Source organism: Synechocystis sp. PCC 6714 (assembly GCF_000478825.2).
Taxonomy (GTDB): Bacteria; Cyanobacteriota; Cyanobacteriia; order Cyanobacteriales; family Microcystaceae; genus Synechocystis.
Genome location: NZ_CP007542.1, coordinates 2,318,971 through 2,344,654 on the forward strand (window position 1 = coordinate 2,318,971; position 25,684 = coordinate 2,344,654).

At 47.6% G+C, this 25,684-nt stretch carries 25 protein-coding genes; 13 read left to right on the plus strand and 12 right to left on the minus strand.

What is annotated here, in order from left to right:
* Window positions 1–220: 220 nt before the first annotated feature.
* The 4 genes from upp to D082_RS10635 all read left to right on the plus strand — a co-directional run bounded on the left by upp (window position 221) and on the right by D082_RS10635 (window position 3,881).
* A complete protein-coding gene (upp, locus tag D082_RS10620; protein WP_028947694.1) occupies window positions 221–871 on the plus strand; it encodes a uracil phosphoribosyltransferase in 651 nt (216 codons plus the stop codon).
* Window positions 872–957: 86 nt separating this feature from the next.
* A complete protein-coding gene (locus tag D082_RS10625) occupies window positions 958–1,257 on the plus strand; it encodes a hypothetical protein (RefSeq protein ID WP_028947693.1) in 300 nt (99 codons plus the stop codon).
* Window positions 1,258–1,349: 92 nt separating this feature from the next.
* Window positions 1,350–2,228: an MBL fold metallo-hydrolase gene (locus tag D082_RS10630; protein ID WP_028947692.1), complete on the plus strand. Its 879-nt coding sequence runs from the start codon at window positions 1,350–1,352 to the stop codon at window positions 2,226–2,228.
* A gap of 99 nt (window positions 2,229–2,327) precedes the next feature.
* Window positions 2,328–3,881, plus strand: coding sequence for a TAXI family TRAP transporter solute-binding subunit (locus D082_RS10635; RefSeq protein WP_238546701.1), 1,554 nt, complete (start codon window positions 2,328–2,330; stop codon window positions 3,879–3,881).
* A gap of 75 nt (window positions 3,882–3,956) precedes the next feature.
* Here D082_RS10635 and D082_RS10640 read toward each other — a convergent pair whose 3' ends face one another.
* Complete coding sequence (locus D082_RS10640; protein WP_081857643.1) at window positions 3,957–7,028, minus strand: plasmid replication protein, CyRepA1 family; 3,072 nt, start codon at window positions 7,026–7,028, stop codon at window positions 3,957–3,959.
* 63 nt (window positions 7,029–7,091) lie between these two features.
* Complete coding sequence (locus D082_RS18340; RefSeq protein WP_144428738.1) at window positions 7,092–7,277, minus strand: hypothetical protein; 186 nt, start codon at window positions 7,275–7,277, stop codon at window positions 7,092–7,094.
* Between D082_RS18340 and D082_RS10645 the strand changes: the two genes are divergently transcribed.
* Complete coding sequence (locus tag D082_RS10645; RefSeq protein ID WP_051738813.1) at window positions 7,249–10,095, plus strand: right-handed parallel beta-helix repeat-containing protein; 2,847 nt, start codon at window positions 7,249–7,251, stop codon at window positions 10,093–10,095. The genes D082_RS18340 and D082_RS10645 overlap by 29 nt on opposite strands.
* Window positions 10,096–10,144: 49 nt before the next feature.
* On the opposite strand, the gene D082_RS10650 is transcribed toward D082_RS10645, so the two are convergent.
* Window positions 10,145–11,131 carry an NAD(P)-dependent oxidoreductase gene (locus D082_RS10650; protein WP_028947689.1) on the minus strand — a complete coding sequence of 329 codons (987 nt, stop codon included), beginning with the start codon at window positions 11,129–11,131 and terminating at the stop codon, window positions 10,145–10,147.
* Between the two features lie 169 nt (window positions 11,132–11,300).
* A complete protein-coding gene (locus D082_RS10655) occupies window positions 11,301–12,602 on the minus strand; it encodes a homoserine dehydrogenase (RefSeq protein WP_028947688.1) in 1,302 nt (433 codons plus the stop codon).
* A 127-nt stretch (window positions 12,603–12,729) separates the two neighbouring features.
* Between D082_RS10655 and D082_RS10660 the strand changes: the two genes are divergently transcribed.
* Together D082_RS10660 and D082_RS10665 are read left to right on the plus strand one after the other, a co-directional pair.
* On the plus strand, window positions 12,730–13,479 hold the full coding sequence (locus D082_RS10660) for a 4'-phosphopantetheinyl transferase superfamily protein (protein WP_028947687.1): 750 nt from the start codon (window positions 12,730–12,732) through the stop codon (window positions 13,477–13,479).
* 40 nt (window positions 13,480–13,519) lie between these two features.
* Window positions 13,520–13,849 carry a hypothetical protein gene (locus D082_RS10665; RefSeq protein WP_028947686.1) on the plus strand — a complete coding sequence of 110 codons (330 nt, stop codon included), beginning with the start codon at window positions 13,520–13,522 and terminating at the stop codon, window positions 13,847–13,849.
* Between the two features lie 13 nt (window positions 13,850–13,862).
* On the opposite strand, the gene pheS is transcribed toward D082_RS10665, so the two are convergent.
* Window positions 13,863–14,858, minus strand: a complete 996-nt coding sequence (pheS, locus tag D082_RS10670; protein ID WP_028947685.1) for a phenylalanine--tRNA ligase subunit alpha — start codon at window positions 14,856–14,858, stop codon at window positions 13,863–13,865.
* 8 nt (window positions 14,859–14,866) lie between these two features.
* On the opposite strand from pheS, the gene D082_RS18590 reads away from it, so the two are divergent.
* A complete protein-coding gene (locus tag D082_RS18590) occupies window positions 14,867–15,007 on the plus strand; it encodes a hypothetical protein (protein WP_158506510.1) in 141 nt (46 codons plus the stop codon).
* Window positions 15,008–15,061: 54 nt separating this feature from the next.
* Here the strand turns inward: D082_RS18590 and D082_RS10675 are convergent, their stop codons facing one another.
* Window positions 15,062–15,664: a low-complexity tail membrane protein gene (locus D082_RS10675; protein ID WP_028947684.1), complete on the minus strand. Its 603-nt coding sequence runs from the start codon at window positions 15,662–15,664 to the stop codon at window positions 15,062–15,064.
* Window positions 15,665–16,363: 699 nt separating this feature from the next.
* Between D082_RS10675 and D082_RS10685 the strand changes: the two genes are divergently transcribed.
* The 5 genes from D082_RS10685 to D082_RS10705 all read left to right on the plus strand — a co-directional run bounded on the left by D082_RS10685 (window position 16,364) and on the right by D082_RS10705 (window position 22,534).
* Window positions 16,364–18,961: a TIGR03960 family B12-binding radical SAM protein gene (locus D082_RS10685; RefSeq protein ID WP_028947683.1), complete on the plus strand. Its 2,598-nt coding sequence runs from the start codon at window positions 16,364–16,366 to the stop codon at window positions 18,959–18,961.
* 186 nt (window positions 18,962–19,147) lie between these two features.
* Window positions 19,148–21,343, plus strand: a complete 2,196-nt coding sequence (locus D082_RS10690) for an argonaute PAZ domain-containing protein (protein ID WP_028947682.1) — start codon at window positions 19,148–19,150, stop codon at window positions 21,341–21,343.
* 48 nt (window positions 21,344–21,391) lie between these two features.
* Window positions 21,392–21,724 carry a nucleotidyltransferase family protein gene (locus D082_RS10695; RefSeq protein WP_028947681.1) on the plus strand — a complete coding sequence of 111 codons (333 nt, stop codon included), beginning with the start codon at window positions 21,392–21,394 and terminating at the stop codon, window positions 21,722–21,724.
* Window positions 21,696–22,040 carry a DUF86 domain-containing protein gene (locus tag D082_RS10700; protein WP_028947680.1) on the plus strand — a complete coding sequence of 115 codons (345 nt, stop codon included), beginning with the start codon at window positions 21,696–21,698 and terminating at the stop codon, window positions 22,038–22,040. Before D082_RS10695 ends, D082_RS10700 begins: the two co-directional genes overlap by 29 nt.
* Before the next feature lie 50 nt (window positions 22,041–22,090).
* Window positions 22,091–22,534, plus strand: coding sequence for a DUF29 domain-containing protein (locus tag D082_RS10705; protein ID WP_202963075.1), 444 nt, complete (start codon window positions 22,091–22,093; stop codon window positions 22,532–22,534).
* 24 nt (window positions 22,535–22,558) lie between these two features.
* Here the strand turns inward: D082_RS10705 and proB are convergent, their stop codons facing one another.
* The 6 genes from proB to D082_RS10735 all read right to left on the minus strand — a co-directional run bounded on the left by proB (window position 22,559) and on the right by D082_RS10735 (window position 25,658).
* The gene (proB, locus tag D082_RS10710) at window positions 22,559–23,680 is read right to left on the minus strand and encodes a glutamate 5-kinase (RefSeq protein WP_028947679.1); all 1,122 of its coding nucleotides are present in this window, start codon (window positions 23,678–23,680) and stop codon (window positions 22,559–22,561) included.
* A gap of 91 nt (window positions 23,681–23,771) precedes the next feature.
* On the minus strand, window positions 23,772–23,891 hold the full coding sequence (locus tag D082_RS10715; protein WP_010871724.1) for a photosystem II reaction center protein J: 120 nt from the start codon (window positions 23,889–23,891) through the stop codon (window positions 23,772–23,774).
* 44 nt (window positions 23,892–23,935) lie between these two features.
* Window positions 23,936–24,055, minus strand: a complete 120-nt coding sequence (locus D082_RS10720) for a photosystem II reaction center protein L (protein WP_028947678.1) — start codon at window positions 24,053–24,055, stop codon at window positions 23,936–23,938.
* A gap of 9 nt (window positions 24,056–24,064) precedes the next feature.
* On the minus strand, window positions 24,065–24,199 hold the full coding sequence (psbF, locus tag D082_RS10725; RefSeq protein ID WP_010871722.1) for a cytochrome b559 subunit beta: 135 nt from the start codon (window positions 24,197–24,199) through the stop codon (window positions 24,065–24,067).
* A gap of 35 nt (window positions 24,200–24,234) precedes the next feature.
* Window positions 24,235–24,480 (minus strand): cytochrome b559 subunit alpha, encoded by a 246-nt coding sequence (psbE, locus tag D082_RS10730; protein ID WP_028947677.1) that lies wholly within the window; start codon window positions 24,478–24,480, stop codon window positions 24,235–24,237.
* 149 nt (window positions 24,481–24,629) lie between these two features.
* Entirely contained in the window at window positions 24,630–25,658 is a 1,029-nt protein-coding gene (locus D082_RS10735; RefSeq protein WP_028947676.1) for a photosynthesis system II assembly factor Ycf48, read from the minus strand.
* Window positions 25,659–25,684: the final 26 nt, after the last annotated feature.

The window sequence follows — 25,684 nt, forward strand, 5'->3', positions numbered from 1 at the left end:
GTAAACTGGGAAAAAATCCCTGCCCAAAGTATGGCAGAAAACCCTGCCCTTCCCAATGCCCCCGTTCCAGTTTGCTTTGAGGTAACCCGATCTGAGCTAAAGTGGAGTTCCGAAGCTAATTGTTGTCAACGTTGGTTCAGTCCCTCGGTTTTTGGCTAACCCCTCAGTTTCCCCATCGGTAAAAATTAAGTTTCAGTAAGTTTCAAGCTCAAGTTTTCCCATGGCCTCTCAATTGCGTGTTTATGTGCCAGAGCATCCCTTGATCAAGCATTGGTTGGGAGTAGCTAGGGATGAAAGCACGCCGCCGGTTTTGTTTAAAACTGCCATGGCGGAACTAGGGCGCTGGTTGACCTACGAAGCGGGGCGCTATTGGCTACCCACGGTGGATACAGAGGTGCAAACTCCCCTGGCGATCGCCAAAGCCAGTCTGATAGACCCCCAAACGCCCTTTGTGATTGTGCCCGTTTTAAGGGCGGGATTGGCCCTGTTGGAAGGAGCCCAGGGTTTATTGCCCCTGGCCAAAATTTACCATCTGGGGCTAGTGCGGAATGAGACCACTTTGGAGCCCAGTCTTTACCTCAACAAACTACCAGACCAGTTTGCCCCCGGCACCCGCCTTCTCCTGTTGGATCCCATGTTAGCTACAGGGAATACCATCATGGCCGCCCTAGATTTACTCATGGCCCGGGACATTGATGCTAGCTTAATCCGCTTAGTTTCCGTGGTGGCCGCCCCCAGCGCCCTCCAAAAATTGAGTAATGCCCATCCGAGTTTAACCATCTACACCGCTATGATCGATGAACAACTAAACGACAGAGGTTACATTGTCCCTGGTTTGGGGGATGCAGGCGATCGTTGCTTTGGTACCTAATGGGGCAGTTAAACTGGTGGGACTAGATAATAGTCAAAGAAACAATCAACAACTGCACCCCAAAGATTAAAAACAGGAGTAAGATCATGGCCCAAAAGGATAACTTTGCCGGAGGATTTTTGTTAGGCACAGTCATTGGCGGTGTGGTGGGGGGAATTTTAGGTTCTGTCCTAGCCAATCGAGCGGCCGCCCAAAGTCCAAATTTGCAAACATCAGACATGGAAGGCATTGGCAACCTGGACAGTGAAGAAAATATTGAGTTAGCCCGCCGTCGCCTGGAGGACAAAATTGCCCAACTCAACTTAGTGATTGACGATGTTCGGCACCAGTTAGGCCATGTCAACGAGCTGAACAACACCAAGGAAATGCAAGAAGAACACCACTGAACATTCCAGTAAAAGATTTTTGCGTACAATTCCTCTGGTCTAGTTGAAATTACCGCCGTCGTTACTAGGGAGCCAAAGGAACTGACAGTCCAATGACATTCAAAATCAAATTTTGGGGAGTACGGGGTAGCATTCCCTGTCCTGGGCCGGCAACGGTACGCTATGGGGGCAATACCACCTGTGTGGAAATGATAATTGGGCAAGAGCGGCTCATTTTTGATGCGGGTACGGGCATTAAGATGTTGGGAGACAGTTTGGAGGGTCAAGACCGGGTTTCGGCCCATATTTTCTTCACCCATAGCCATTGGGACCACATCCAAGGATTTCCCTTTTTTGCTCCGGCTTTCCGAGCAGGAAATTTTTTTAGGGTTTACGGGGTGCCCACCCCCAATGGCATGACCATTGAACAGCGATTGCATGAGCAAATGTTACACCCCAATTTTCCTGTGCCTTTGCAAACTATGCAGGGCATTGTCGCTTTTTACGATTTGGAAGTGGGGGAAGACATCACCATTGGAGAAATTAGCCTACAAACCAGGCCACTAAACCACCCAGGGGAAGCCATGGGCTATCGCATTAATTGGCGGGGCATAACGGTGGCCTTTGTCACTGATACAGAACATTTCCCCGATCGCCTAGATGATAATGTGCTGATCTTGGCCAAAAATGCAGACGTATTGATTGTTGATGCCACCTACACCGATGAAGAGTACTATGATCGCCAGGTGAGTAAGGTGGGTTGGGGCCATTCTACTTGGCAGGAAGCGGTGAAAGTGGCCCAGGCCGCTGGAGTAGGGCAACTGGTGCTATTCCACCATGATCCCAGCCATGATGATTCGGTGCTAGACACCATACTGGACCACGCTAAACAGCAATTTTTCGCCACGGCGATCGCCAAGGAAGGCATGGAAATTAGCCTAGCCCCCGGAACAATGGACGACCCATTGCCAACCATTACCATAATGGGGTGAGTCCAGTCTTTCCCGAAGAAAAAGGTAGTTTTCCCTGCTGACAGTTAATGGAACTATCCCGCCGCCAAATTAGCCAAAGGTTTTCAATCCCATCTAATTTTGAATCTTTTAACGTTGCTGGCATCAGCCAATAAATTCCGATTTTCTCAATTCAGTCAATATCGGCTCCATTGGATTGTGGCCTTCATCGCCATTGCCCCCTTAGTTTTTGTTGGTTGCACCACCCGCAGACCCACCACTGTTACCCTTTCCAGTGGCAGTAATATCAGTGCTTATGCTCGCATTGGGGAACAAATTCAAGCATCGGCGGCCACCATAGATCTAGTGGTGGAAGATGAAAAGGACTCCCAGGGCTCCCAACAGAATTTACAACGGCTTTTGGAAGAAAAAGTTGATTTTGCTCTGGTACAATTGGACGTGGCCAGCGAAGCCATGAAGGCTGGGGATGTAGCGGCGGTGGCTATTTTGACTGAAGAGTATGCCCATATTGTTGGCCGTAAAAGTGACAACATCAAAACCCTAGCGGATTTAGAAGGCAAAAAAATTAACATTGGTCCCCCCGCCAGTGGCATTAACTTCACCGCCACCCGTCTATTTGATTCCACCAACTTACAAATTCGGCCATTTACAGATTCAGGGCTAGGCCATAGTCTCCAGGCTTTTACAAACCCCAACAGCGGGCTGGATGGCTTAGTCTATGTTGGCCCCCTCAAAGCCAGCGATGAAGTGCGGGAAAAACTAGCTCTGGTGGGGGACGTCACCTTTGTGCCCCTAAGTGAAAGCTTTATTAACTATCTGACTTTGCAATTTCCCGAATCCTACCGCAAAGCCTATATTCCCCAGGGAACTTATCGGGCTTTTCCCCCTTTTCCTTCTGAGGACATACTCACCATTTCCACTGGAGGAGCTTTGTTAACCAGGCCCAACGTGAGTCGAGAAAAGGTGGCCCTGATGACCTGGGCAATTTTTGCTAATTCACGGCAATTTGCCTCTTTTTACCCGAAGTTAGCGGCGGACAACGGCTCGGTAAATCTTTATGAAGGTTTGCTGTATATCCATCCCGCGGCGATGCGGACCTATCGAGATGGGGACCCCCGCATTGCTTGGCTGCGTTATATCCAGGAAAATAAGCCCCTCCAGGCCGCTTCAATTATGCTCATCAGCACCACCACCATTGGTTTTTTGCTCCAGGGCTGGCGTAAACGGAAAACGGAAAAGTTCTTGGTGGGGCACCGTCAGGCGATCGCCGATCTGCGGCAAGCAGCCGAAGAAAATCCCCAGGAGGCGCTGAAGGAAATTGAAAGCTTGAAACAGAGCTATCGTTTGATGCTGATTGAAGGTAATCTAGCACCGGATTTATATCAGCAAATTGAGGGTATGAACGAAGTTTTTATCGAGCAATGTCGTATGGAAATTAACCGCCAACAGGACAGGGATTTAAACAAAATTATTGGCGGTTTAACCGAAGTACAACAATGGCAGGGTCATAATACACCTTGGATGATGGAACATCTACGGCAATGCCAGGAAATTTACCGGGAAATGCTCCTCAAGGGCCATTTGGATTTTCCCACCTACCTTAACCTCTACCAAATGCAACTATTGTTGGATATTCTCACCAGTCGCCCCCAGCCTGCCACAGAAAGAGCTTGATTTGCCCGATTGGACTTGGGGAGGAGCTAATATTTTGACCCGATTCAGCCCTCAATCAATCTGGATCCATTGGCACTAGCCAAACTCCAGGCTAAGTTGCACAAAGGGTTGATTCGGCTCTGTTTTTCTGGGGAAACCCTGCAATTTTTGCCAGTAATCAGCCATCCATTGTTCTGAACTACCGGGACATTGGCGATCGCCTTGGAGCCAAGCTTGGAAGACCTTTTCTCGGCCATCCTGGGGACAGGTGATTTGATAAATCCGCACCCGTTTTTTCTCTATAGTTTTCGTGCGGGTCAATTGGATGCCAAAGCCCAGCTTTTCTAGGAAGCGACGGACAATGGTGATGGGGCTAGCATTTTTCGCTAAACCAATGCCCACCACTGTTTTAATATCATCCCGGTTAGCCAAGGCCAATTGGCCCAAGGCGATTAAATCTTCATCTAGGGCGCATAACTCCCGTTGGGGATGGCCCAGCAGGATGGGAATGCCGATAATGTCATAGGTGCCGATAATGGCCCCTAACTGGGAACCGTTAAAGTCTGGGAGAAAGAGACTGCCTTGCCCTTGATCCAATAGTAAACGGGCAATTTTGGCATCCCGATCGCCAAGGAATGGTCGGCCTAGAGTGAGAAAATAATGCCAGCGCAGTTTTTGGTACCAATTTTGGTCATCTTTTTGTACCAGATCCGCCGTCACGGGGATACCATAGCGTTGGGCCAGTTCATAGCGTCGCAAACTGTGTCTTTCTTGGCCATTTTTCACCAATCTTTTCTTTAACTGTTGATATTCCGGCTCTGTTAAAGGTTTAGCAGTGGCGATCGCCTGGCAGTCGGCCAGGTAGTTTTGGGCCCGCACTGCTTCAATGGCCTGTTGCAAAGGCTGAGGGGCCACCGTACTAAGGGGGTGGTCTGGATCGCTAGGGAGAACATGCAAGGACGGTAAAGCCGGGGGCGGCCCCAATAACCGATGCCCTTCCTGGTGCAGAAGTCCAAGAATGGATTCTCGGTAATTGACCATGGCCAAGTTAATCCGCACCGCCATTTTGGCCCAGCAGAGCAAAGATTCCGCCTGGAAACCGGTGTCTAAATCGTCCAAATTATCCAGGTCCGATTGTTGCAACAACCGGATGTTGACCTCCGTTAAGCGATGGCCGGCGGTGAGGAATTTGCTGATGGTGGTGGCTCCGTTGCCCACTTGGTTAAAGCCATAGCTAGCGGCCCAGAGGTAACGGGGAATGTTCTGGCGAATGCGGCCAAGGGATTGGCAAACGGAAGTGGCGGTTTGGATGCCCTGGGCAATGCCCCACACGGAGGTGAAATGATTTTGTAGATCAATGCTGATCCCTGTTTCCACTGCGGGACTGCTGAGCACAATGTCATAGTTGGCCAACACCGAGTTGAGATTAGTCAAGCTGCCATGGGCTGGATGATTGGGATCTGACAGCGATTCCGCATCAATACGTAAAATGCGGCGATCGGGAAACTGCTTTTTCAGATAAGCTTCCAGGTTGCGGGTGCCCCAGGCACTGGTGAGTTTTTGGGCGGATAAGCAAACAAAAGGTTTACCCCCTTCCCGGATATGGTGCAATAGTTGTTTGACCAATTGCTTGGGATCATTTTCCCCAAAGTGATAAATGGGCCAAGCTTCCCGTTCCCCCGGTTGCCAATGGTTACGGATCACGTAGGGTTGGATCGGAATGCCGCTCAGGCTAATGAGGTAATCCAGGGAAACATCGGTTAAATCCGCATCGGCCACATAAATTTGCCCTTCTCCCCCTAGGCTATGTTGCAATAGTTGCTTAAGGTTACGGAGAATGGCCACCCGCTGACGACGGCAGGTGTCGGAATTAAGCCCATGCCAGAGCACCTGCTCCACTTCATCAATGATAATTAGGCAATCCTGCCACTGTTCCGGGTCAAACTGGGCTTGGGAATGGCCATGGAGGGAGTCAATACAGAGACCAAAACCCCTTTGGCGAGCTAGGGGAGAAAGGGGGAAATCCCCTAGGTAGGGCAACTGAAAACGGTGACAGAGTTCCTGCACTAAACGGATGCGGTGGCCAATTACCAGTACCGGTCTGTGTTCTGCCTGGGCCTGGCGGACAATGCGGGCCAGAAATTCAGTTTTGCCCGTGCCCTTTGGTGATCGTAGGGCAATTAATTTTTCTTCGGCGGGAATAGTTAAAGTAGGCAAATAGCGGGCATTGACTTCTGTGCCCCGGTTATGGGTCAGCCGATTGAGCCGGTGGGCTTTCCAGATTTCCAGCGGCAGGGCTTTACTAACCAACTGTTGCAAGTAATCACTACCTTGGTGGGCAATTACGTCGTCAATTCCTTTGCCCAGGCGGTGATCCCATTGCAGGACTTTGACTTCACACCCCTGGCGGCTAAACAAATAGCCCAACCGTTGAATGGCCAGATTCACCTGCTGAATGGTTTTAGCCTTGCTGTCTTGGTCAAAGGCAATCAAAATCTGTCTCTGGGGAGTGGCTAATTTGCCCAGGGCCGGAATTAATTGACATTTACCGATGCGTTGCCCTTGATCATCCCTGGGGGTGCGGTAACCATTGTGGATTCCTGGTAAGGCGATCGCCCCGTAACCGGCCGTGAGTAGAGCCCCAGCTTTTTTTGCCCCTTCTGTAATTACCAGGGGAATTTCCGGATGGCCCATCAACCATTGCCAAAAACCTAAATCCGGTTGGTCTGGATCTTGATCCTCCTCTGTAAGCACTACCCCAGCTTTGGCAGCAATCCTTTCCCAGAGATGTAGGGGCACCCGCAGGGCAAAAATTCCCGTAGGGGTTTTCGGAGGATGCTCATATTTAATGGTCTTACTGCTTTCCCCATCCTGCCTCGGGCGATCGGGTTTAAAACAACCCCATAAATCTTTTTCTCCGGACAGTAAATCAATGCCGGAACACCACCAGCCCCCCGCAGCTATGTGGGCATAACGTTTCAGCAAGCCATCACTAACCCGGCCATCATTACGACGCTGGATCGCATCGGCATAAAGCAAATGTTGGGCGGGGGCATCCCCCAGCAGGGGAGTGACATTAAGACGGGTCAGTTGGTCATCTACACAACTTTGCCGCCATTCTTGCAAGTGATTCATTCTGCCATCGGTCTTGCCGGGGCAAGACTCCATATCTAGTGTGCGGGGAGTCTTATTGTAGGGGCAAAACGCTAAATGTGGTAGTAGCTAAAATGTTTAAATTCCGGTAATTTCCGCCTCGACCGGTTCTTGGGCTTCGTTTACCACGGCGGAACTTAATCTTAGTCCAGTTTGCGCTCCGGCGATCGCCGAATTGACTTTGGGCCGAAAAGGAAAACCGTGTACAGTTAAGCAAAAGCTTTGGTACCAGACTATGGCAAACTTTACCGTTGCAAATCTCAATGACTCCGGTGCCGGTTCCCTACGACAGGCAATTTTAGATGCCAACCTCAACCCTGGCGCTGACGTAATTAGTTTCAATGTTACCGGCTCCATTAATCTTCTTTCAGCTCTGCCAGACATCATCGGTGAGTTGGCCATTGACGGCACCACAGCCCCGGGCTTCAACGGTATTCCTTTGGTAGCAATCAATTTCAACAACAATCCTGGTCTTAAATTTACTAGTCTGAACGGCAATGGGTCGGCGGGCTCCCAGCTCCTCGGTCTAAGTATTGTCAACAGTAGTACGAATGGCGTTACCGTTGAAGTTGATAACATTACCATTCAGGGTAACTACATTGGCGTAGATTTAGATGGCCAAACTGTCCGGGGAAATCGGGGAGATGGAATTTTTCTCGGTAGTCAAACGGGCCAGCATCTAATCGGTACTACCAGCAGTGCTAGCGGTCAGTTTCAGCTTTCCAATGTAATTTCCGGCAACCTAGGTAATGGTATCCACTTAGCAGGTTCATCTAACAACCGGATCTCGATGAACTACATCGGGACTGATGTAACAGGACAGATCAAGCTAGGCAATGGCCTGAATGGAATTCTAGTTACCCAAGGTTCCAGTAATAACCTCATTGGTGGTTTTGAAACCGGCGGCAATAACCCTGTGAATGCAGGGCCCTTTGGGGATGGCAGCCCCGTTGTATTTGTCGTCCCCCCCCAGGGAAATTTAATTTCCGGCAACACGGGCAATGGCGTTTTAATTGACCAACAATCGGAATCTAACACCCTAGCGGGTAATTTCATTGGCACTGTTGCAAACGGTAATTCTGCTTTGGGTAATGGGGGAGATGGGGTTGCCATCAACGAGGCCGATAACAATTCACTATTAGGAACAACTTTTGTTCAAAATCCCTTCGTTTTTTATAACGTAATCAGCGGCAATGGCGGTAATGGTCTGCGGGTGACCAATGCCGATAATATTACTATTCATGCCAATTTTTTGGGGGTTGGTGCTAATAATGCCACCATTGTTAGTAATGGCTTAAATGGCTTGGTGGTGGAGGGAAATTCTACCAATACCACCTTGGGGGGAGTGATTCCCTTGGGCAATGTCATTGCAGGTAATACCCTCAACGGGGTGGAAGTTAAAGATGAGGTTACTGGCTTTATTTCCTTCAATACTTTTGGCGGTTTATTTGCTTTCAGCACTGCGGCACCAAACGGTCAAGATGGAATTTTAGTTACTTCCACCGGTGGGAACAACACCATCCGCACTAATGTATTTTCCGGTAATATTGGCAACGGCATTCATCTCACAGGAAACGCCACCGGGGTAACCATCGATCCCAATGTTGTGGGGGCTAGCACTTTCGGTAATAGTCCATTACCCAATGGGGGCCATGGGGTTGTAATCAGTGGTAATGCTAACAATAATTTTATTGGTGGTTTTGAGAATCAAACTCCTTCAGTTATCCCGCGTAATTTATTTTCCGCCAATGGCGGTTACGGTTTAGTTATCGCCGACCAGGCCCATAACAATACGGTGATCAATTCCCAATTGGGAGGAGGATTTGAGACTGACCTTCCCCTCGGTAATGGCTTGGGGGGATTGTTAATTACCGGCCAAGCTTTTAACAATATCATCGGTGGTTTTCCTACCTCCGGAGTCTCTGATGACCCCCAGGCGATCGCCAAAAATAACAATGGCTCTGGTTTCATCCTTAACACCACGGGCACAGGGAATCAATTGATTAGTAATCTGGCGCAAAATAACAGCGGCGCCGGGTTTGCGGCGATCGGCAGTAATGGCAATACATTGGTCGGCAACGAATCCCTAACGAATGACGGCTACGGCTACAGCTTTCTCAATAGTCCTTTGGTAGATAACACATTTAACGACAACCAGGGAATAAATAATAATCTAGGAGAAACCCAAGTTGCCAATGGCTGGATTAATGGTTTAGCTAGTCAAGCGGTGGGAGTCAATAGCTTTTCCTTAACCGAAACCACCGATCTAACCGTGGCCCGCACCGACAGTACCGGAGGCACTTTTACGTTTGGTTTGACCAATGGCATCATTAGCCTTACCTTACTCAACGATGCCCAGGCTAGTAGTACCAATGCTTTGACCGTTGAGAAAGTTTATTCTGATGACACCAGCAACAATTGGATTACTTCCGAAGGGCAAGCTTTTGGCGCTACGGCAGTGCAATCTGTCGACACCGGCACCTGGACGCCCTTTGCCCAGGATAGTGATGGTAATCAATTGGCATTGACCAGTTTGTTAGTGGAGGGAAACAATGCCACAGCCACCTTTGTCGGGGGGGTAACTGCTAGTTTTAGCTTACCTAATACAGGGACTAATACTAACTTTGTCGGGCAATCGGCGCCTCTCACCGTCCGTCGCCTGGCGGGCAACGAAAATGGACTGGCTTTCTACCGCACTGATGATTTAACGGGGGCAGTCAATGGACTTTTACCGGGACAGAGTGGTTATTTAGCGGCTGCTTTTGCCCAGGCGCAAAATGAGAGTTTAGTGTTCTCGGCGGCCCAATTGCCAGCTTTTCAGGGTACTCAGGGCTTTGCCTTAGGATTGGATGCCACCGCCAACTACGGTATTCTACTTTTGCCCCAGGACAATATTAATACTGCTTTTAGTTCCTACTCTGCTGCCAACCCAGGGAGAGTGGCCCAGTTTCAGACCTTTGGCAGTATTGGTGGACGGCTAACCATTGGCATTGAAGATATTGCTGTTAATTCTGGGCTATCAGACCGGGATTATAACGACCTGATTTTAACTTTGGCCGCTGGTAACATCGGAGGAATTTAGTAGCAAGGTCAAAGTTTATCGCTGATCTTTGGGGATCAAAGTTCATGGATCAATGGGATCTGGGACTAACGGCCATCAATTCGGCAATGGTTTGGCAGTGAGCTGGTAGGCCTAGTTGGGCTGGAGCAACGGGGTCGGGATAGGTGAAATGGCGATAATCGAGGCAAAACCTATCCCATTCCGCCATTTGAATGCGAAACAGCTTGATAAAAACATTAGCCAGGGTGAGGGACAGTGGAATTTGAAAATAAATTTTCTGGTGGTGATATTGGCAAACTTGGCGGATGCCCTCCGTGGCGGTGAGGGGAGCATTACCTAACACCACATCAATTCTGGCCCCAGGGGGATGGTCAACGTAATAGGCCACTACCCGAGCTATATCTCTACCGTGGATAAAGTGGAAACTACCATCGGCCCGGAACCAACGAATCAAAGGTAACCAGCGCAGAATTTCCCCCAATCCCCCAGAAAGGTGGGAATAGGGTTTACCGGGTTCGCCGCCAAAAACCAGGGTGGGGTAAACCACGGTGATTTTATTGGCCATGGCCTCAGTGATAGGTGATACCTCCGGCAAGGAACTATGGTGGGATTCCAATGCCTGATGACAGAGATACTTAGTACGGATATAGTCGGTGCCCAAACTACCCGCTTCCGGTAATGGTTGCCCCTGGCGATCAAGGATGCTGGCGGTGGAAAAGTAAATTACCTGTTCGCACCGTTCCGGGTTGAGCAAATTGATCAAAGTTAGGGTTTTGACCACGTTGATGTTGTAGGTCTCCTGGCGATCGCCCCAACTGGTGGCAATGAGAATGGCGCAGTCTATGGTTTGCAGCAGATCTTTGTGGGCTTCAATATTGCCCATATCGCCGGGGATTAAATGGATATTGCTCCGCAACTGGGGGTCAAATTGCAACTTGTCTGGATTTCTCACCAGCAGGAACAGTTCGTGGTCTGTGCCTTGGATTAATTCATCGGCTAAGTAGTGGCCAATGCAACCACTGATCCCGGTGATAAAAATTCGTTTTAAATTAACCATCTCAAGACACTCCCCAGAAATAAATAAATTTTGCTCAGCTTAAAAGCCTGTTGATGTTGACAGAGTTTGTGTTCGCCTGACAAACTGACCCACTAAAACTCTGGCCATACTGGAGAATTTTGATTACATTTCCCCAAATTTGGGATAGGAGTACGTTTTAAATACACTCCTAGGACAACACCCGGATGACACTGGGAATTTCCTTCACCGCCTGTAGTTGGCTAATTTCCCCCAGGGCGGCCCGATAGTTCCCCTCCCGCACATCGTGGGTGACCACCACAATTTCCGCACAGCCGTCGGTAAAGCCAATTTGCACTAGGGATTCCAAGCTAACCCCATGGTTGCCAAATCCCATACCGAGATGGCCAATCACCCCCGGTACATCGGCACAGAGGAAGCGACAATAAAAACGGGTGACGAGGTCTTCAATGGGGGACACCTGGCAGTAATGTTGGTGGGTGCAACTGAGCAGGGGATCAAGGGCAGGATTTTCGTCACTGCTGGTAATGATGCCGACAATGTTAATCACATCGGACACGACGGCACTGGCGGTGGGGCCGGCTCCCGCTCCCCGGCCGTAGAACATCACTTGCCCCAACGGATCTCCGGTTACCAATACGCCGTTGTAGACCCCATTGACGCTGGCTAGGGGATGATCCTTGGCAATCAAAGTGGGATGGACCCGCAGTTGCAACGCTTCCGAGTTTTCGCCGGCATTACCGTTAGCAATGGCCAAAAGTTTAATCACAAAGCCCAATTTATCGGCGTAGGCAATGTCCACTGCACTGACGGATCTAATGCCTTCACAGGCCACATCTTCCCGCTTAACCCTGCCGCCAAAACCAAGGGAAGCAAGGATAGCAATTTTGTCCGCCGCATCTAACCCATCTACGTCGGCACTGGGGTCCGCTTCGGCATAGCCCAACTTTTGAGCGGCTGCTAACACTTCGTCGAAATCCGCCCCCTCGCTGGTCATGCGGGAAAGAATGTAGTTGGTGGTGCCATTGAGAATGCCCACAATGCTTTGAATGCGGTTACCCCCCAGGGATTGCTTTAGGGGTTTAATGATGGGAATGCCCCCCCCCACCGCCGCTTCTAGGAGAACGTAGACACCATGCTGATTGGCCGCTTCATAAATTTCCGCCCCATAGCGGGCAATGACGGCTTTGTTGGCGGTGACAATGTGTTTTTTGTGGGCGATCGCCTGGAGGATCAATGATCGAGCGGGTTCCAGTCCCCCCATCAATTCCACCACAATGGCAATGTCGGGATCGGTGACAATGGCTTCTAGGTCTGTGGTCAATACCTCCGGCGGTAAATTAACCTGGCGGGGTTTATCTAAGGAACGCACCCCCACTGCTTTAACTTCAATGGCTTGGAGCAGGGGACTACGGCCCTGGGGCTCCTGCAAAATTTCCACTGTGCCGGTGCCGACGGTACCTAGACCGAGTAAACCAATTTTAACTGTCACAATTTTCCTCCCGTTGCCTTTCCTTTCTTTAGGTTACTGGCGATCGGCTCCCCATTCTATCTGGACTTGGGCAGGTGGCAGAATAGCGAAACTCTTTTATTGTTCAAAACACTGTTTAAACTGATCTGTGTTCCCCCAGCCCCAAATTTGGTTTTGTCCCACCGATCGCCTCTTGCTTTCCGGTTATCAAATTCTATTAAGCCCGGAAGAAATAGCCCGCAGTGAACGCTACCGACAACCCCAAGATAAACAGCGGTTTTTAACCATGCGGCTGGCGTTAAGGATTATTTTGGCTAGTCAGCTTGAATGTCTGCCCCAGCAATTACAGTTCACCTATGGCCCCCAAGGTAAGCCGGAGTTAGTGAACAGAGAACGGCGATCGCCATGGTTTAACCTCGCCCACAGTGGTAATTATGGCTTGATTGGTTTAAGTACAGAGGGGGAAATTGGGGTTGATTTGCAAATCATGGTCCCTAAAGCCCATGGCTTAAAATTAGCTAGACGATTTTTTTCCCTGCAGGAAACCCAGCAATTGGAAAATTTGCCACCGGGGGAAAGAACTAAACTTTTTTACCAGCTTTGGACGGCCAAGGAGGCATTTTTAAAAGCCACGGGGCAGGGCATCAGCGGCGGTCTGCACCAAGTTATACCGAGCAAAAATTTAGATCAATATCAATGCTTACCAAGTAACTACGAAACGAAGCAGTGGCAATTATCCAGTCAGCGTTTATTTGGGAATCAGGCAGATCAGACTGTGAACGATAATTATTGGACGGCGATCGCCTGGCGCACTAATCCGGTCAACAGGCCCCCATCTTCCCCGTGGCCGACCATTGAACCATTCTCCTGGCCCCGTAACCTTGATTCATTTCTCTAGTTTCGTTAACTTAGGCTGGCGGCCTTAATCGTCTGAAACCATGGAAAATCCTTTGCAAAAAGTAGAAGCGGCCATTAACCATCAAGTTAGTGAAACGGTACGCCAAACCAGCGATAAATTCTATGGCCAGCTAGAAAAAATCGTCCATAAAGAGTTGACCAGCGATCATTTGGAAAGAATCATTGCTGACGCAGTGGCCCAAACGTTACGGAAGTTAGCTTGGCAGTACTGGTATTTGTTACTAGCCGCCGTCTGTGGCCTGTTGGTGATCCAGGCCCTACTACTCAGAATGGTGCTCAAAGATACTAATTCTTGTGTGGAATTTGGGCCGGGATCAACCCCCCCATCCCTAAATACTCCCCAGCGTTAAGAGTTGAGCAGATTTAAAACTGGCGCAGAAAGCGTAAATCACTGTTATAGAGCCGACGAATATCGTCAATTTGGTGTAACACCATGGCAAATCTTTCTACCCCAAAGCCCGCCGCAAAGCCGGTGTAAATTTCTGGATCATAGCCCACTGCTTCCATTACGTTGGGGTCCACCATGCCACAGCCCATCACCTCCAACCATTTCCCTTGCCATTGCACGTCCACTTCCGCCGACGGTTCGGTAAAAGGAAAATAGCTAGCCCGGAAACGGATCGGTAAAGCTTCTCCGAACATTTGTTTGATAAACGCCTGGATGGTTCCTTTCAAATGGGTGAAAGATAAACCTTTATCGATCGCCAGCAGTTCCACTTGATGGAATACCGCAGAGTGGGTCGCATCCACCGTATCCCGACGATAAACTCGACCGGGGGCGACAATGCGGATGGGGGGATCGTGCTTCTCCATATAGCGAATTTGCACCGGAGAAGTGTGGGTGCGGAGCAGGCGGCCATCTTTTAAAAAGAAGGTGTCCTGCATATCCCGGGCGGGGTGGTCAGCGGGGATATTTAATGCTTCAAAGTTGTAATAATCCGTTTCCACCTGGGGCCCCGTGGCGACGGTGTAGCCCAAGCCCACAAAAATATCCAATACCCGGTCAACGGTGCTATTGAGGGGATGGCGACGGCCCTGGGGACGGTAACTGCCCGCCATGGTCACATCTAAGGTTTCCGCCGCGAGTTGGGCCTCGATCGCCGCATTTTGTAGGTTAGTTTTGCGGGATTCCAAATCATGCTGGAGCGCTTCTTTCACTTCATTGGCGATCGCCCCAAATTTAGGTCTTTCCTCCGCCGAAAGTTTGCCCATGCCCTTGAGAATCAGGGACAGTTCCCCTTTTTTGCCCAGATATTGCACCCGTAATTTATCCAACTCATCCAGGTCATCACAACGATTGATCGCCTCCTGGGCAGATTGTTGCAGGGATTTTAAATCAGCTTCCAAAGAAATAGTCATGGAAAAATATGGGTCTCGTAAATTCTGCCCTAGCAAAGGCCTTGGTGATGGGAATGGATCAAATACTGATTAGCGCTGGTCAGGTTGATCAACAGGGGACAATCGGTCTTCCCTTGGCCATGGTCGAGACCAACATCGGCCCCACCTAGGAAAAATTGCCCGTTACCGATTCTACCCCAGCAGAGAGCGGAAATCCTTTGGCATTAAGAGCTAATCCTTGGCACCAGGGGAATTTGCCGTAATTTAACGCCGGGAATGGTGAACTGTTGTTTGATCTGATTCGGATCTAGGGGAATCGTCTCAGTAAACTTGGACTGGCTTGTGGATAACACCCCCAACACACTCAGGGGCACCTGCAAAAATAGGTTAACCATCAGATAGGCGATCGCCCCCAGCAATAAACCTGCCAAACGAATCTGGGGTAAATCCGTCACCCAAGGATAGGCGATCGGGGCAAAATAATACACCAGCCAGAGCAAACCTAAGCTAATCATTCCCCCCAACAAAGTAATCCACCGTTGCTGTCCTCGTTTGAATAAACTAAGAATTCGCAGTTGGTCTTCCCCCAAACTATCCGGGCGTAGAGCAATGATCAACAAACCAAAAATTTCAAAGGGCTTAAACCATTGCATCACCATCACCGGCAACCAGCCCAATACAATTAACAAAATCAGTTCCACACCATAGGCCGAAAAAGGCGTTCCCACGCCTAAGCCCAGCATCATCACCAATAGGGCCAGGGGCACCACTGCGATGCCTGCTAAATGGATCCAGAGAAATGGTTCTGCTCGAAAAGATGCGCCCATGGTTTCAATGCCTAATTGCTGGTCTGACGGTGGTGTTGCACTGTGACCAATAATACCAAATTGCCCTGGTTCCGAACTTTTTTTGTCAAGTCTTATTTTTTCAAAAAATCTCCAAATAATATTAAAAATTTTTAATTTCAATCGGTTGAGTCATTTTCTAGCCCTTCCCCAAATTGAGATAGTAGTATTGTTTGACCTGTCATTGCTCCATGCCACCCCTGGCGAAAGTCTGATATTGTTTCTTGCTTAGTAAAATCTTATGTTGGCCCTGGGATTAGTACGATAATTTCTACTCGACTATTTTTTATTATTCAGTAGCGGACTGTCTAGAGTGATTTGTCCTTGATCATTAATAGTTGCCATTGTTTTAAGTGCTTTCATGTTTTTCTTCCTCATTTTAAAAATTTACTTGATTTTAATGGCTGTGTATTTTTCGGGAGTTTATCCAAGATAAATACTTTATTTAATGCCTGCTTAGGATGTAGTTTATTCTCCAACGTCAGACTCCTTGAAGTTACATATAAAATCTTGTAGTTTGAACATAGTTATCTTATTCAATCTATCTATCATCTGGTTATCCTAGTTTTTAGAACAAGGATCTGAATGATTAGTTAACTATGGGTCTTCGGCTGTCCAACGGACTATTCCCTCAAAGCTCCGTGCGATAATGGGTAACTGACCCATGCCAAAGTAAAAACCATGTCAGTGCCCGTCGAAACCTTGATTAATGCCGAGATCCATAAACCTGCCCGGTATCTAGGCAACGAATTGGGGGCTGTGCATAAGAACTGGGACAGGGCCACAGTGCGTTGGGTGTTGACCTATCCCGAAGTTTACGAACTGGGGGCTTCTAACCTGGGGCATATTTTGCTCTACAACATCATCAACGCTCAACCCCGGCAATTGTGTGATCGTACCTATCTCCCCGCCGCTGATTTAGCCGCCAAGCTAAAGGAAACTAATACTCCTTTATTTGCCCTAGAATCCCGTCGTTACCTGCCAGAATTTGACATTTTAGGCTTTAGTTTGAGCTATGAACTAGGGGCCACTAATATTTTGGAAATGTTGCAATTGGCCCAGATTCCTCTCACTTGGCAAGCAAGAAAAAATGGGGATTATCCGCTAATTTTTGCCGGGGGACAAACTGCGACTTCCAACCCGGAACCCTACGCCGACTTTTTTGATTTTATTGCCCTAGGAGACGGGGAAGAATTATTGCCAGAAATTGGCTTGGTGCTAGAAGAAGGCAAACTAAAAGGATTAACCAAAGAAGATTTATTACTGGATTTGGCACAAGTGCCAGGGGTTTATGTGCCCCGCTTTTACGATATGGCCGATGATGGTTCCGTCCATCCAAATCGAGATGATGTACCAAGTAAAATTCTGCGGCGGGTAGCCACTCCCATTCCGGCCTACTCCATTGGTTTAGTACCCTTAATTGAAACTGTCCACGATCGCCTCACGGTGGAAATTCGTCGGGGTTGCACCAGGGGCTGTCGTTTTTGCCAACCGGGGATGTTAACTCGGCCCGCCAGGGATGTGGAACCGGAAGCGGTGATCGATGCCATTGAAACCGGTATTCGGCAAACGGGCTATAACGAATTTTCTTTGCTTTCCCTCAGTTGTTCCGATTATTTAGCTTTACCGGCGGTGGGACTGGAAATCAGAAATCGTCTCAAAAATGAAAATATTGCCCTCACTTTGCCCAGCCAACGGGTGGATCGGTTTGATGAAAACATTGCCAATATTTTGGGGGGAACTCGTCAAGGTAGTTTGACCTTTGCACCGGAAGCAGGCACCCAAAGGTTGCGGGACGTGATTAACAAAGGTTTAACCAACGAAGAATTACTGCGGGGGATTAAAACGGCCGTGGAACAGGGTTGGGACAAAATCAAACTCTATTTCATGATTGGCCTGCCGGGGGAAACCGATGTCGATGTCCTGGGCATTGTGGAAACAGTGCAATGGTTGCGCCAGGAATGTCGTTTGCCGAAACGTCGAGCTTTGGATTTTAATCTGACTATTTCCAACTTCACCCCCAAACCCCATACCCCTTTCCAATGGCATTCCGTTTCCACCAGTGAGTTTCGCCGTAAGCAGGATTTATTAAAACAAGCTTTCAAAGGCATGCGGGGGGTCAAAGTTAACTACACTGATGTCCGCATTTCCGCCATGGAGGATTTCGTCGGTCGAGGCGATCGCCGTTTGAGTCAAGTGGTACGTCGGGCCTGGGAATTGGGGGCGGGCATGGATGCCTGGTGGGAAAGTTTAGACAAAGCCTATGGAGCCTGGGCCCAGGCGATCGAAGAAGCGGATTTAACCTGGAAATATCGCCTGGTGGAAGACGGAGAATGGAACATTTTCCATGGGGATACTCCGGACGAAAACGTCTATGATGCCCCCCTACCCTGGGATCACCTCGATACAGGCATTGATAAAACCTGGCTCAAAAACGATTTGTTTAAAGCCCTAGAAGCGGCCACCGTCCCCGACTGTTCCTTCGATGGTTGTTCCCATTGCGGCGTTTGTGGGGTGGATTTTGGCCATAACATCATTGCTCCCGTACCCCCTATTCCCGTTTTTGATGGAGACTTTAAACCCAACACTGACCGAGTGCAACGGCTCCGGGTTTGGTTTGGCAAGCAAAATTCCATGGCGTTAGTTAGTCACCTGGATTTGGTACGCCTATTTGATCGGGCCATGCGTCGTACAGGTTTACCTATTGCCTTCACTGGGGGATTCCATCCCGGCCCCAGAATTTCCATTGCCAATGCTTTACCTTTGGGTTCCAGTAGTAGCGGAGAAATTGTCGATTTTGATCTGACAGAAATGCTTGATCCTGAAGAGTTTCAGCAACGATTAACCACCGTTTTGCCGCCAGATTTACCTCTTTATCGGGTGGAAGAAGTGGATCCCAAATCTCCAGCGGTGACGCAATTATTGGCCCAAGCCCGTTATCAAGTGCAGTTAATAACCGAAGAATCGGTGGCATTGACCCAATGGCAAGCTTGGACGGCAGAAATTCTCGCTCGGCAGGAAATATTGTGGGAAAAGACGACTAAACGGGGCAAAAAAGTTACCCTCAATTTACGGGAGCAGTTGCTTGATTTGTCTCTCCTGGCAATGACACCAGAGGGCATCACTGTGGATTACACTGGAACCTGCCGTAATGATGGCACCCAGCTACAACCCCGCAATTTGGCCTATTTGTTTGAGCAGGTAAGTGGAGTTAGTATGCAATTAGGGCACATCCATCGTCAGGGGTTGGTGCTCGACAAACATGAACAAGAAATATGATTTTTTTCAGGATGAGACTCAGAAGACTGCCCTGAGTTTGTAACAAAAATTGTTATTGATATACCAAAATTTTTGCTATACTTCTGTCCTAAAGAGCATCATACGAAAAGTTTTTGCATAGTCCTTAGCTATTCTTACGGAAATGTTTTGCAAGCTCTAGTTCCATAAAATCTTTAAACTATCAGTATGAATTTATTGGCAAGGATCGAGAAGACTTCTGTTGTTTTAAATCACTTTTTTGTGAAAAATTTAGACAAGGAAGATTTATGCTTTCATGAGTATCAGTGTAAATTTTCTCAACCTCCTCAACAAGGAGATGAACAACGAGCTATTTCCAGTATTTGTTACAAGGTAGGTGTTACTGCCGTTAGATTAGGTAGTCGTATTATTACGAAGGAAGAAGTCAGTTGTGAAAAAATGAAGGGTAGTAGTTGGAAATTAGTAAAAATGAGCGATAGAGAACTAAGCTGTGAGGATAATCTTCAAAGAAAAGCTATCGAAATCTTTGAACGCAAAATACTAGAGAAACAATTAAAATATTTTAATAAGACTGCTATTGAAAAAGCAACTGAAGGCGGATTGATTTGGTGGATAAGAGATCAACATGGTGTAGAAAAGTTTGGGAACGGATGGGAAGTACATAGGGGTAGAAAGATAGATGTTGTTATTGATTCAGATAAGAATCTGTACCTAGAGATTGACATACACCATCGATTTTATACCCCATGGACACTTCATCAATGGCTAGAGAATTACCCTGATATTCCCATCAACTATGTCAGGAATACATACAAAGACCAAAATAATAATTACATCAGTTGGCAGTATGAAGAAGTTTCTGAACAATCACCGCAAGAAACCATAGTAGAAGGATTAGGTATTAGCCTGGCAGATTACCACCGCAATAACGGAGCTAGTGAAGAAGAAATAAGTTCTATTGTTGTGTATGTCAGACGAGCAGATAGATGGAATAGTAAAAGCGTGGCGCATTTATCTAAAAGATTGTCGCCAAGTTTAACGATGGAAATGTTAGCAAATATTTCTGAGCAGGGAAAGGATAGTAAAGAAATCAAAGATGTTTTTGGTTTGATTAGAAAAAAATTAGATGATCGCTTGAAGGAATCTAAAGCGACGGCGAAATATATTATAAGTCAGGTTTATGGTATTCCTAGAGAAACTGAGCCTCTAAGGGTTGATGGATACGTTATGCCAAAAGCAAAATTGCTAGCACTCAACGGTCAGGAAGTAGATATAGTTGCAAAGGTCAGATATAAAGGATGCGCTAAAATAGGAGAAACAAAATTTGGCTGTCTTAATCTTTTCAATGAAAAGCATCAATATCCCGAAGAGGTTAGTAAATGCTTATTAGACATAGAAAAAAATAGCCATACAAAGATAAAAATAAATTCTTATCGCGCACAACAAGATTTCCCTGACAGTGAATTAGAGCAACAAATGTTTTGGCAAAAATGGTCTGATGAGGGAATAAAAACAGTTTTAGTGGTCATGGACTGGTCGCCAAATGAACGTAAACAAAAAATCCGAGTACAGGCACTACAGGCAGGAATAGCCACTCAATTTATTGTCCCTAAGCCAAAAGCTGATCCATACAAAGCATTGAATGTTGTATTGGGACTTTTATGTAAAGCTGGGTGGCAACCTGTGCGCCTGGCGCCTTTGCAGTACGATGAAACCGCCGATTTAATTATTGGTTTTGATACTGGAACAAATCGAGAACTCTATTATGGCACTTCTGCTTTTGCAGTTCTTGCAGATGGGCAAAGCTTGGGCTGGGAGTTACCTGATATTCAAAGAGGAGAAAGCTTTTCTGGAAAAGCGATTTGGCAAACAGTATCTAAGCTAGTTCTTAAATTTCACCAAAGTTGTAAGCGTTATCCCAAGAAATTACTTCTAATGCGAGACGGATTAGTTCAAGAAGGCGAATTTCAACAAACTATAGAGGAGCTTGTCAAGAGCAATATAGCAGTGGATGTTGTTGGAGTTCGTAAAAGTGGGACAGCTAGAATGGGGCAGGAAATCATCCAAGACAATGGAGAAGTCGCATATCGTGATGCCAGAGTTGGTACTGTTATTTTTGCCCGAAAAGAAAGGTCATTCACGATAGTAACAAGTCAGCCAGTTACAGCCCAAATCGGTAGCGCAAAACCCTTACGAGTAGTTCATGAATATGGTAACACCTCTTTGGATTTGCTCGCTTTGCAAACTTATCAACTCACTCAACTGCACCCTGCTAGTGGTTTTCGGTCCTGTCGCCTACCTTGGGTGCTACATCTTGCAGACAGAAGTAGTAAGGAGTTTCAACGCCTAGGACAAATTAGTATCTTGCAAAACATCAGCCGTGAAAAACTAATTGCTGTCTAGCAAATATACAAAAAAAGAGGAATTACAAGCCCTAGGATTAAAACTCACATGACGATTAAGGCGATCAAATTACCAATGAAAAAAATTGCTGAGTTTTGTCACAAATGGCAAGTAATAGAACTGGCTTTATTTGGGTCTGTCCTGCGTGATGACTTCCGCCTAGACAGTGACATTGATGTGATGGTGCAATTTGATCCAGATGCCCATCCCACTTTCCGTACCTTAGACCAGATGGAAGCAGAACTTAAAACCATTTTTGATCGAGATATTGACCTGATTACTCGACAGGGCATTGAAGCTAGTCGCAACTACTTACGCCGTCACGAAATTCTTTCCTCAGCCCAGGTGATTTATGCAACGGGATCTTCAATTCCTGCTTGATATGCTCCAGTCCGCAGAGCTAATCCTGACTTACACCGCTCAATGCTCAAAAGATGAGTTTGTTGCAAACGTTCAGCTTCAAGATTCAGTCATTCGGCGACTATTGGTTATTGCTGAAGCGGCAAGACGAGTTTCAGACCCTACTCGGAAGGCCTTACCGAAGGTCTCTTGGCAAGAAATCAACGGAATGCGAAATCGGTTAGTGCATGAATATGATGATGTTAACCTCAACATTGTCTGGGATGTTCTTCAGCGGGAAATACCGTCTTTAATCGAAGAATTGAAATCTCAAATTCCTCCAGAGCCAGAGGTATAGTCAGTGGAGGCGATCGCCAATTTTGGCTTTAATTAAAAGGGGTAATTCTCATGGCCAATAAATTATATGAACAGGACTTGCAAAAATGGATTGAGAAAACTATTGACTCACTGAAAAAACGTGAGTTTGAATCATTGGATATTGAGCATTTGATTGAGGAATTGGTGGACTTGGGTAAATCAGAAAAAAATACACTGAAAAGTAATTTAATGATTTTGTTAGCCCATTTACTCAAGTTACAGGTTCAGTCCAATGCGCCAGAATCTATGAAGGGGAGCTGGTATAATTCAGTATTAGAATATCATCAGCGGGTTTTAAATAATTTAGCTGACACACCTTCCCTTAAAAGTTTCTTACCGGAAGCAATGGAAAAATCCTATAAAGATGCTCGAAAACTAGCTATAAGCAGGGAAAATTGGCTCGGCTTGGGGTCGGAATGCCCAATGAGAAAGAGTATCCCTTGGTTTGTCCTTTTTCCGCTGAGCAGATCCTGAATGAGGATTTTATGGGTGATTAAGCTAAGTTTCCTGCAAGACCAAATTGTCCCGATGGATGACCGTATCTGGCCCCATATAACTCAAAACTTCGGCGATCGCCTCGGAGTGGAGCCCTTTAATCTTCTCTAGCTCGTTGGAGTTGTAGTTAACTAATCCCCGCCCTAATTCTTGGCCTTGGGGATCACAGATTACAACAGCATCGGTGGCACTGAATTCCCCCTCCAAAGCAACAACACCGATCGCCAATAATGATTTGCCCCTAGCTTTAAGAGCTTGCACTGCCCCAGCATCAATGAAAATTTTCCCGGTGGGCACCAAGCCATAGGCAATCCAGCGTTTGCGGGCATTATCGGAGCGGGGTTGGGGTTCAAATTGGGTGCCTAAATCGGCCCCTTCAAGAATGGCTAAAATCTGTTGGGGTTTTTGCCCATGGGTGATAACAGTGCGGACCCCTGAACCAGTGGCAATGCGAGCAGCGGTGATTTTAGTGGCCATGCCACCGGTGCCCCAAGCTGAACCAGTACTATCGGTGCGGACCTGCAATTGGGCCAACTCCGTCGCTCTGACCAGGGCAATGGGATAGGCATCGGGGTCTAAGCGGGGATCGTTGGAATAAAGGCGGTCTACATCAGTGAGTAAAAACAACCAATCCGCTTCCACCAGGCTAGCTACCAAAGCAGAAAGGGTGTCATTGTCACCAAACTTCAATTCATCGATCGCCACCGTGTCGTTTTCATTAACGATGGCAATTACCCCTAATTCAAACAAGGCTTGGAACGTGTTGTAGGCGTTGACGTAGGCAGTACGTTCAATCAATTCCCGTCTGGTCAGCAAAATTTGGGCAATGGGTTGTTGCAAACTACTAAATAGGTCGTCGTAGGTCCGCATTAATCGCCCCTGACCCACCGCGGCGATCGCCTGCTTAAAGGCCATTTTTTTCGGCCTTTCTGTTAGACCCAAACGACTACAACCTACCCCCACAGCTCCAGAGGAAACCAACACCACCCGATGGCCTCGGTTAATTAACTGGCACAAAGTTTCCACCAACGCCGCAATGGTGGACAGGGCTAACTGACCAGATTCAGGCCGGGCCAAGCTAGAAGTACCAATTTTAATCACCAAAGTTTGGGGTTGCATTGCCATTTAATTTAATCGTTGCCAAAGAAAATTGCCATAAAAAAAGTGGGCCAAGCCCACCAAAAAACCATGATATTCCGTGATGGCTAGTCCTCAATTACATGGAAGAACCTAAACCGGCGTAGGCTCCGTAGAAAAATAAACCCAGCACGCCAATGGCACCAATACCAGCCACTACGCCTACCACCCACAAAGGGATTCTGCCTTCTGCAAACATACCATGCCTCCTAAATTACGACTTAAAATTATCAGTTAAAAAACTTAGTTAAAGAAATAGCTGGAGAACAGAATCCCCAATACGGCCACCAATAACAGACCCAGGTACAAAGAAGTACGATTTAACTCCACCGGTTGGCGGTTGGGATTTGAATTTCTTTCCATGGAAAACTCCTAGCGTTGAATGAATTGCATCGCGGCGATCGCCCCGACAAAAAAGACAGAAGGCACAGCCAGGGTGTGAACCGCCAGCCAGCGGACCGTAAAAATAGGATAAGTGACCGGTTGATTAGGATTTTGGGTTGCCATTGTTAATTACCAACTAAAAAAGAACAATTAAATGTTTATTGATTAAATTCTTGAATTTCCTGATTAATGTCGTAGCGTTCCTGGAGAATAGGCAGCTCTTGACGGGTCTGGGTGAAATATTCATCGGGACGGGGGGTGCCAAAGGCATCGTAGGCCAAGCCTGTGCTGACAAACAACCACCCAGCGATGAACAACATCGGAATGGTAATGCTGTGGATCACCCAATAACGGATGCTAGTGACAATATCGGAAAACGGACGCTCACCGGTAGACCCTGACATTTTGTGTTCTCCTTCAATTTTTCAAAACAACGTTGATAAATGTAAAACAGTCAGAGTCTAGTTTACCAAGATTCGTCACAGTGCTCCAACCATAGCCTCATGGCCGATGGGTTTGGTTAAACGGGAAGCGATTACTTATTAGACCCATCCTAGGAAACCATAGCCATTTCAGTGCTGGGGCTGTATTTGAGCAGAACCCCGTCTTGCCCCAACACAAATCCTTTCTCCGGACTGAGGAATACCACCCGATAAAGATTAGCGGGAATATTCTCCACCGCCGTGTCCTTGGCCCAGGTTTGGCCCCCATCTTGGCTCATCAATAGATTCCCGCTGGCCCCCGCTACCCATAACTCTTCTGGGGTACGGAAAGATAGGTCTAGTAACCCCCAACTACCCTTGTCCTGGGGCGCAATTACATCACTCCATTCCTCTGCATCGGGGTCGGTGCTGAACTGGAGTTGTCCCCCCCGGGCCAGCAACCATAGTTGACCGTCCTGGCCATAGCCCATGGTTTGCAAACGTCGAGAGGAATTACGGTTATGGGGAGTCCATTCCGTTTGCCCTGGGGCCCAAGTGGAATAGAAATTACCCCGGGCGGATACCGCCACATAACGGCCATCCGGCGATCGTTGGATGGTACGGGCTACCCCTACGGCTCCTTCCACCAAAGCTTTCCAGTTTTTGCCCCCGTTGGTGGTTTTATAAATTGCGCCCAAATCCGTAATCATTTCCGCTGTCTGGGGCCCCAGAGCAATGATGCTGTAGGGGGCACCGGGAAGTTTTTCACTTAGGGGAATGCGGGCCCAGGTTTGGCCACCATCGGTGGTGTGGAGCAGAATTGACGGCTTACCGGTAATCCAACCTTCATCCCCAGAAAAACTCACTGCGGTGAAACTGGCTTTTTCCTCTCCCAGATCGATCAGCTTTTGTTCCCAAGTATCTCCCCCATCGGTTGTTTCAAAAATGGTTTCCTTTGTACCAACGAGCCAGCCATGGTTCGGGTCTTCAGTAAAAGCAATATCCGCAAAGGTGGAATCCGTCTCTAAAACAATTTCCTGCCAGGGATTAAAACCTAAGTCCGGCACATGGCTACAGCTAACACAAAAAACGGCGATCGCCGCCACTAGGAAAAGTTGCTTCAGTCGCTCAAATTTAAAACTGGGTAATTTAAAAGCCATCGTTAACAGAAGTAGTTGAGGGGGGC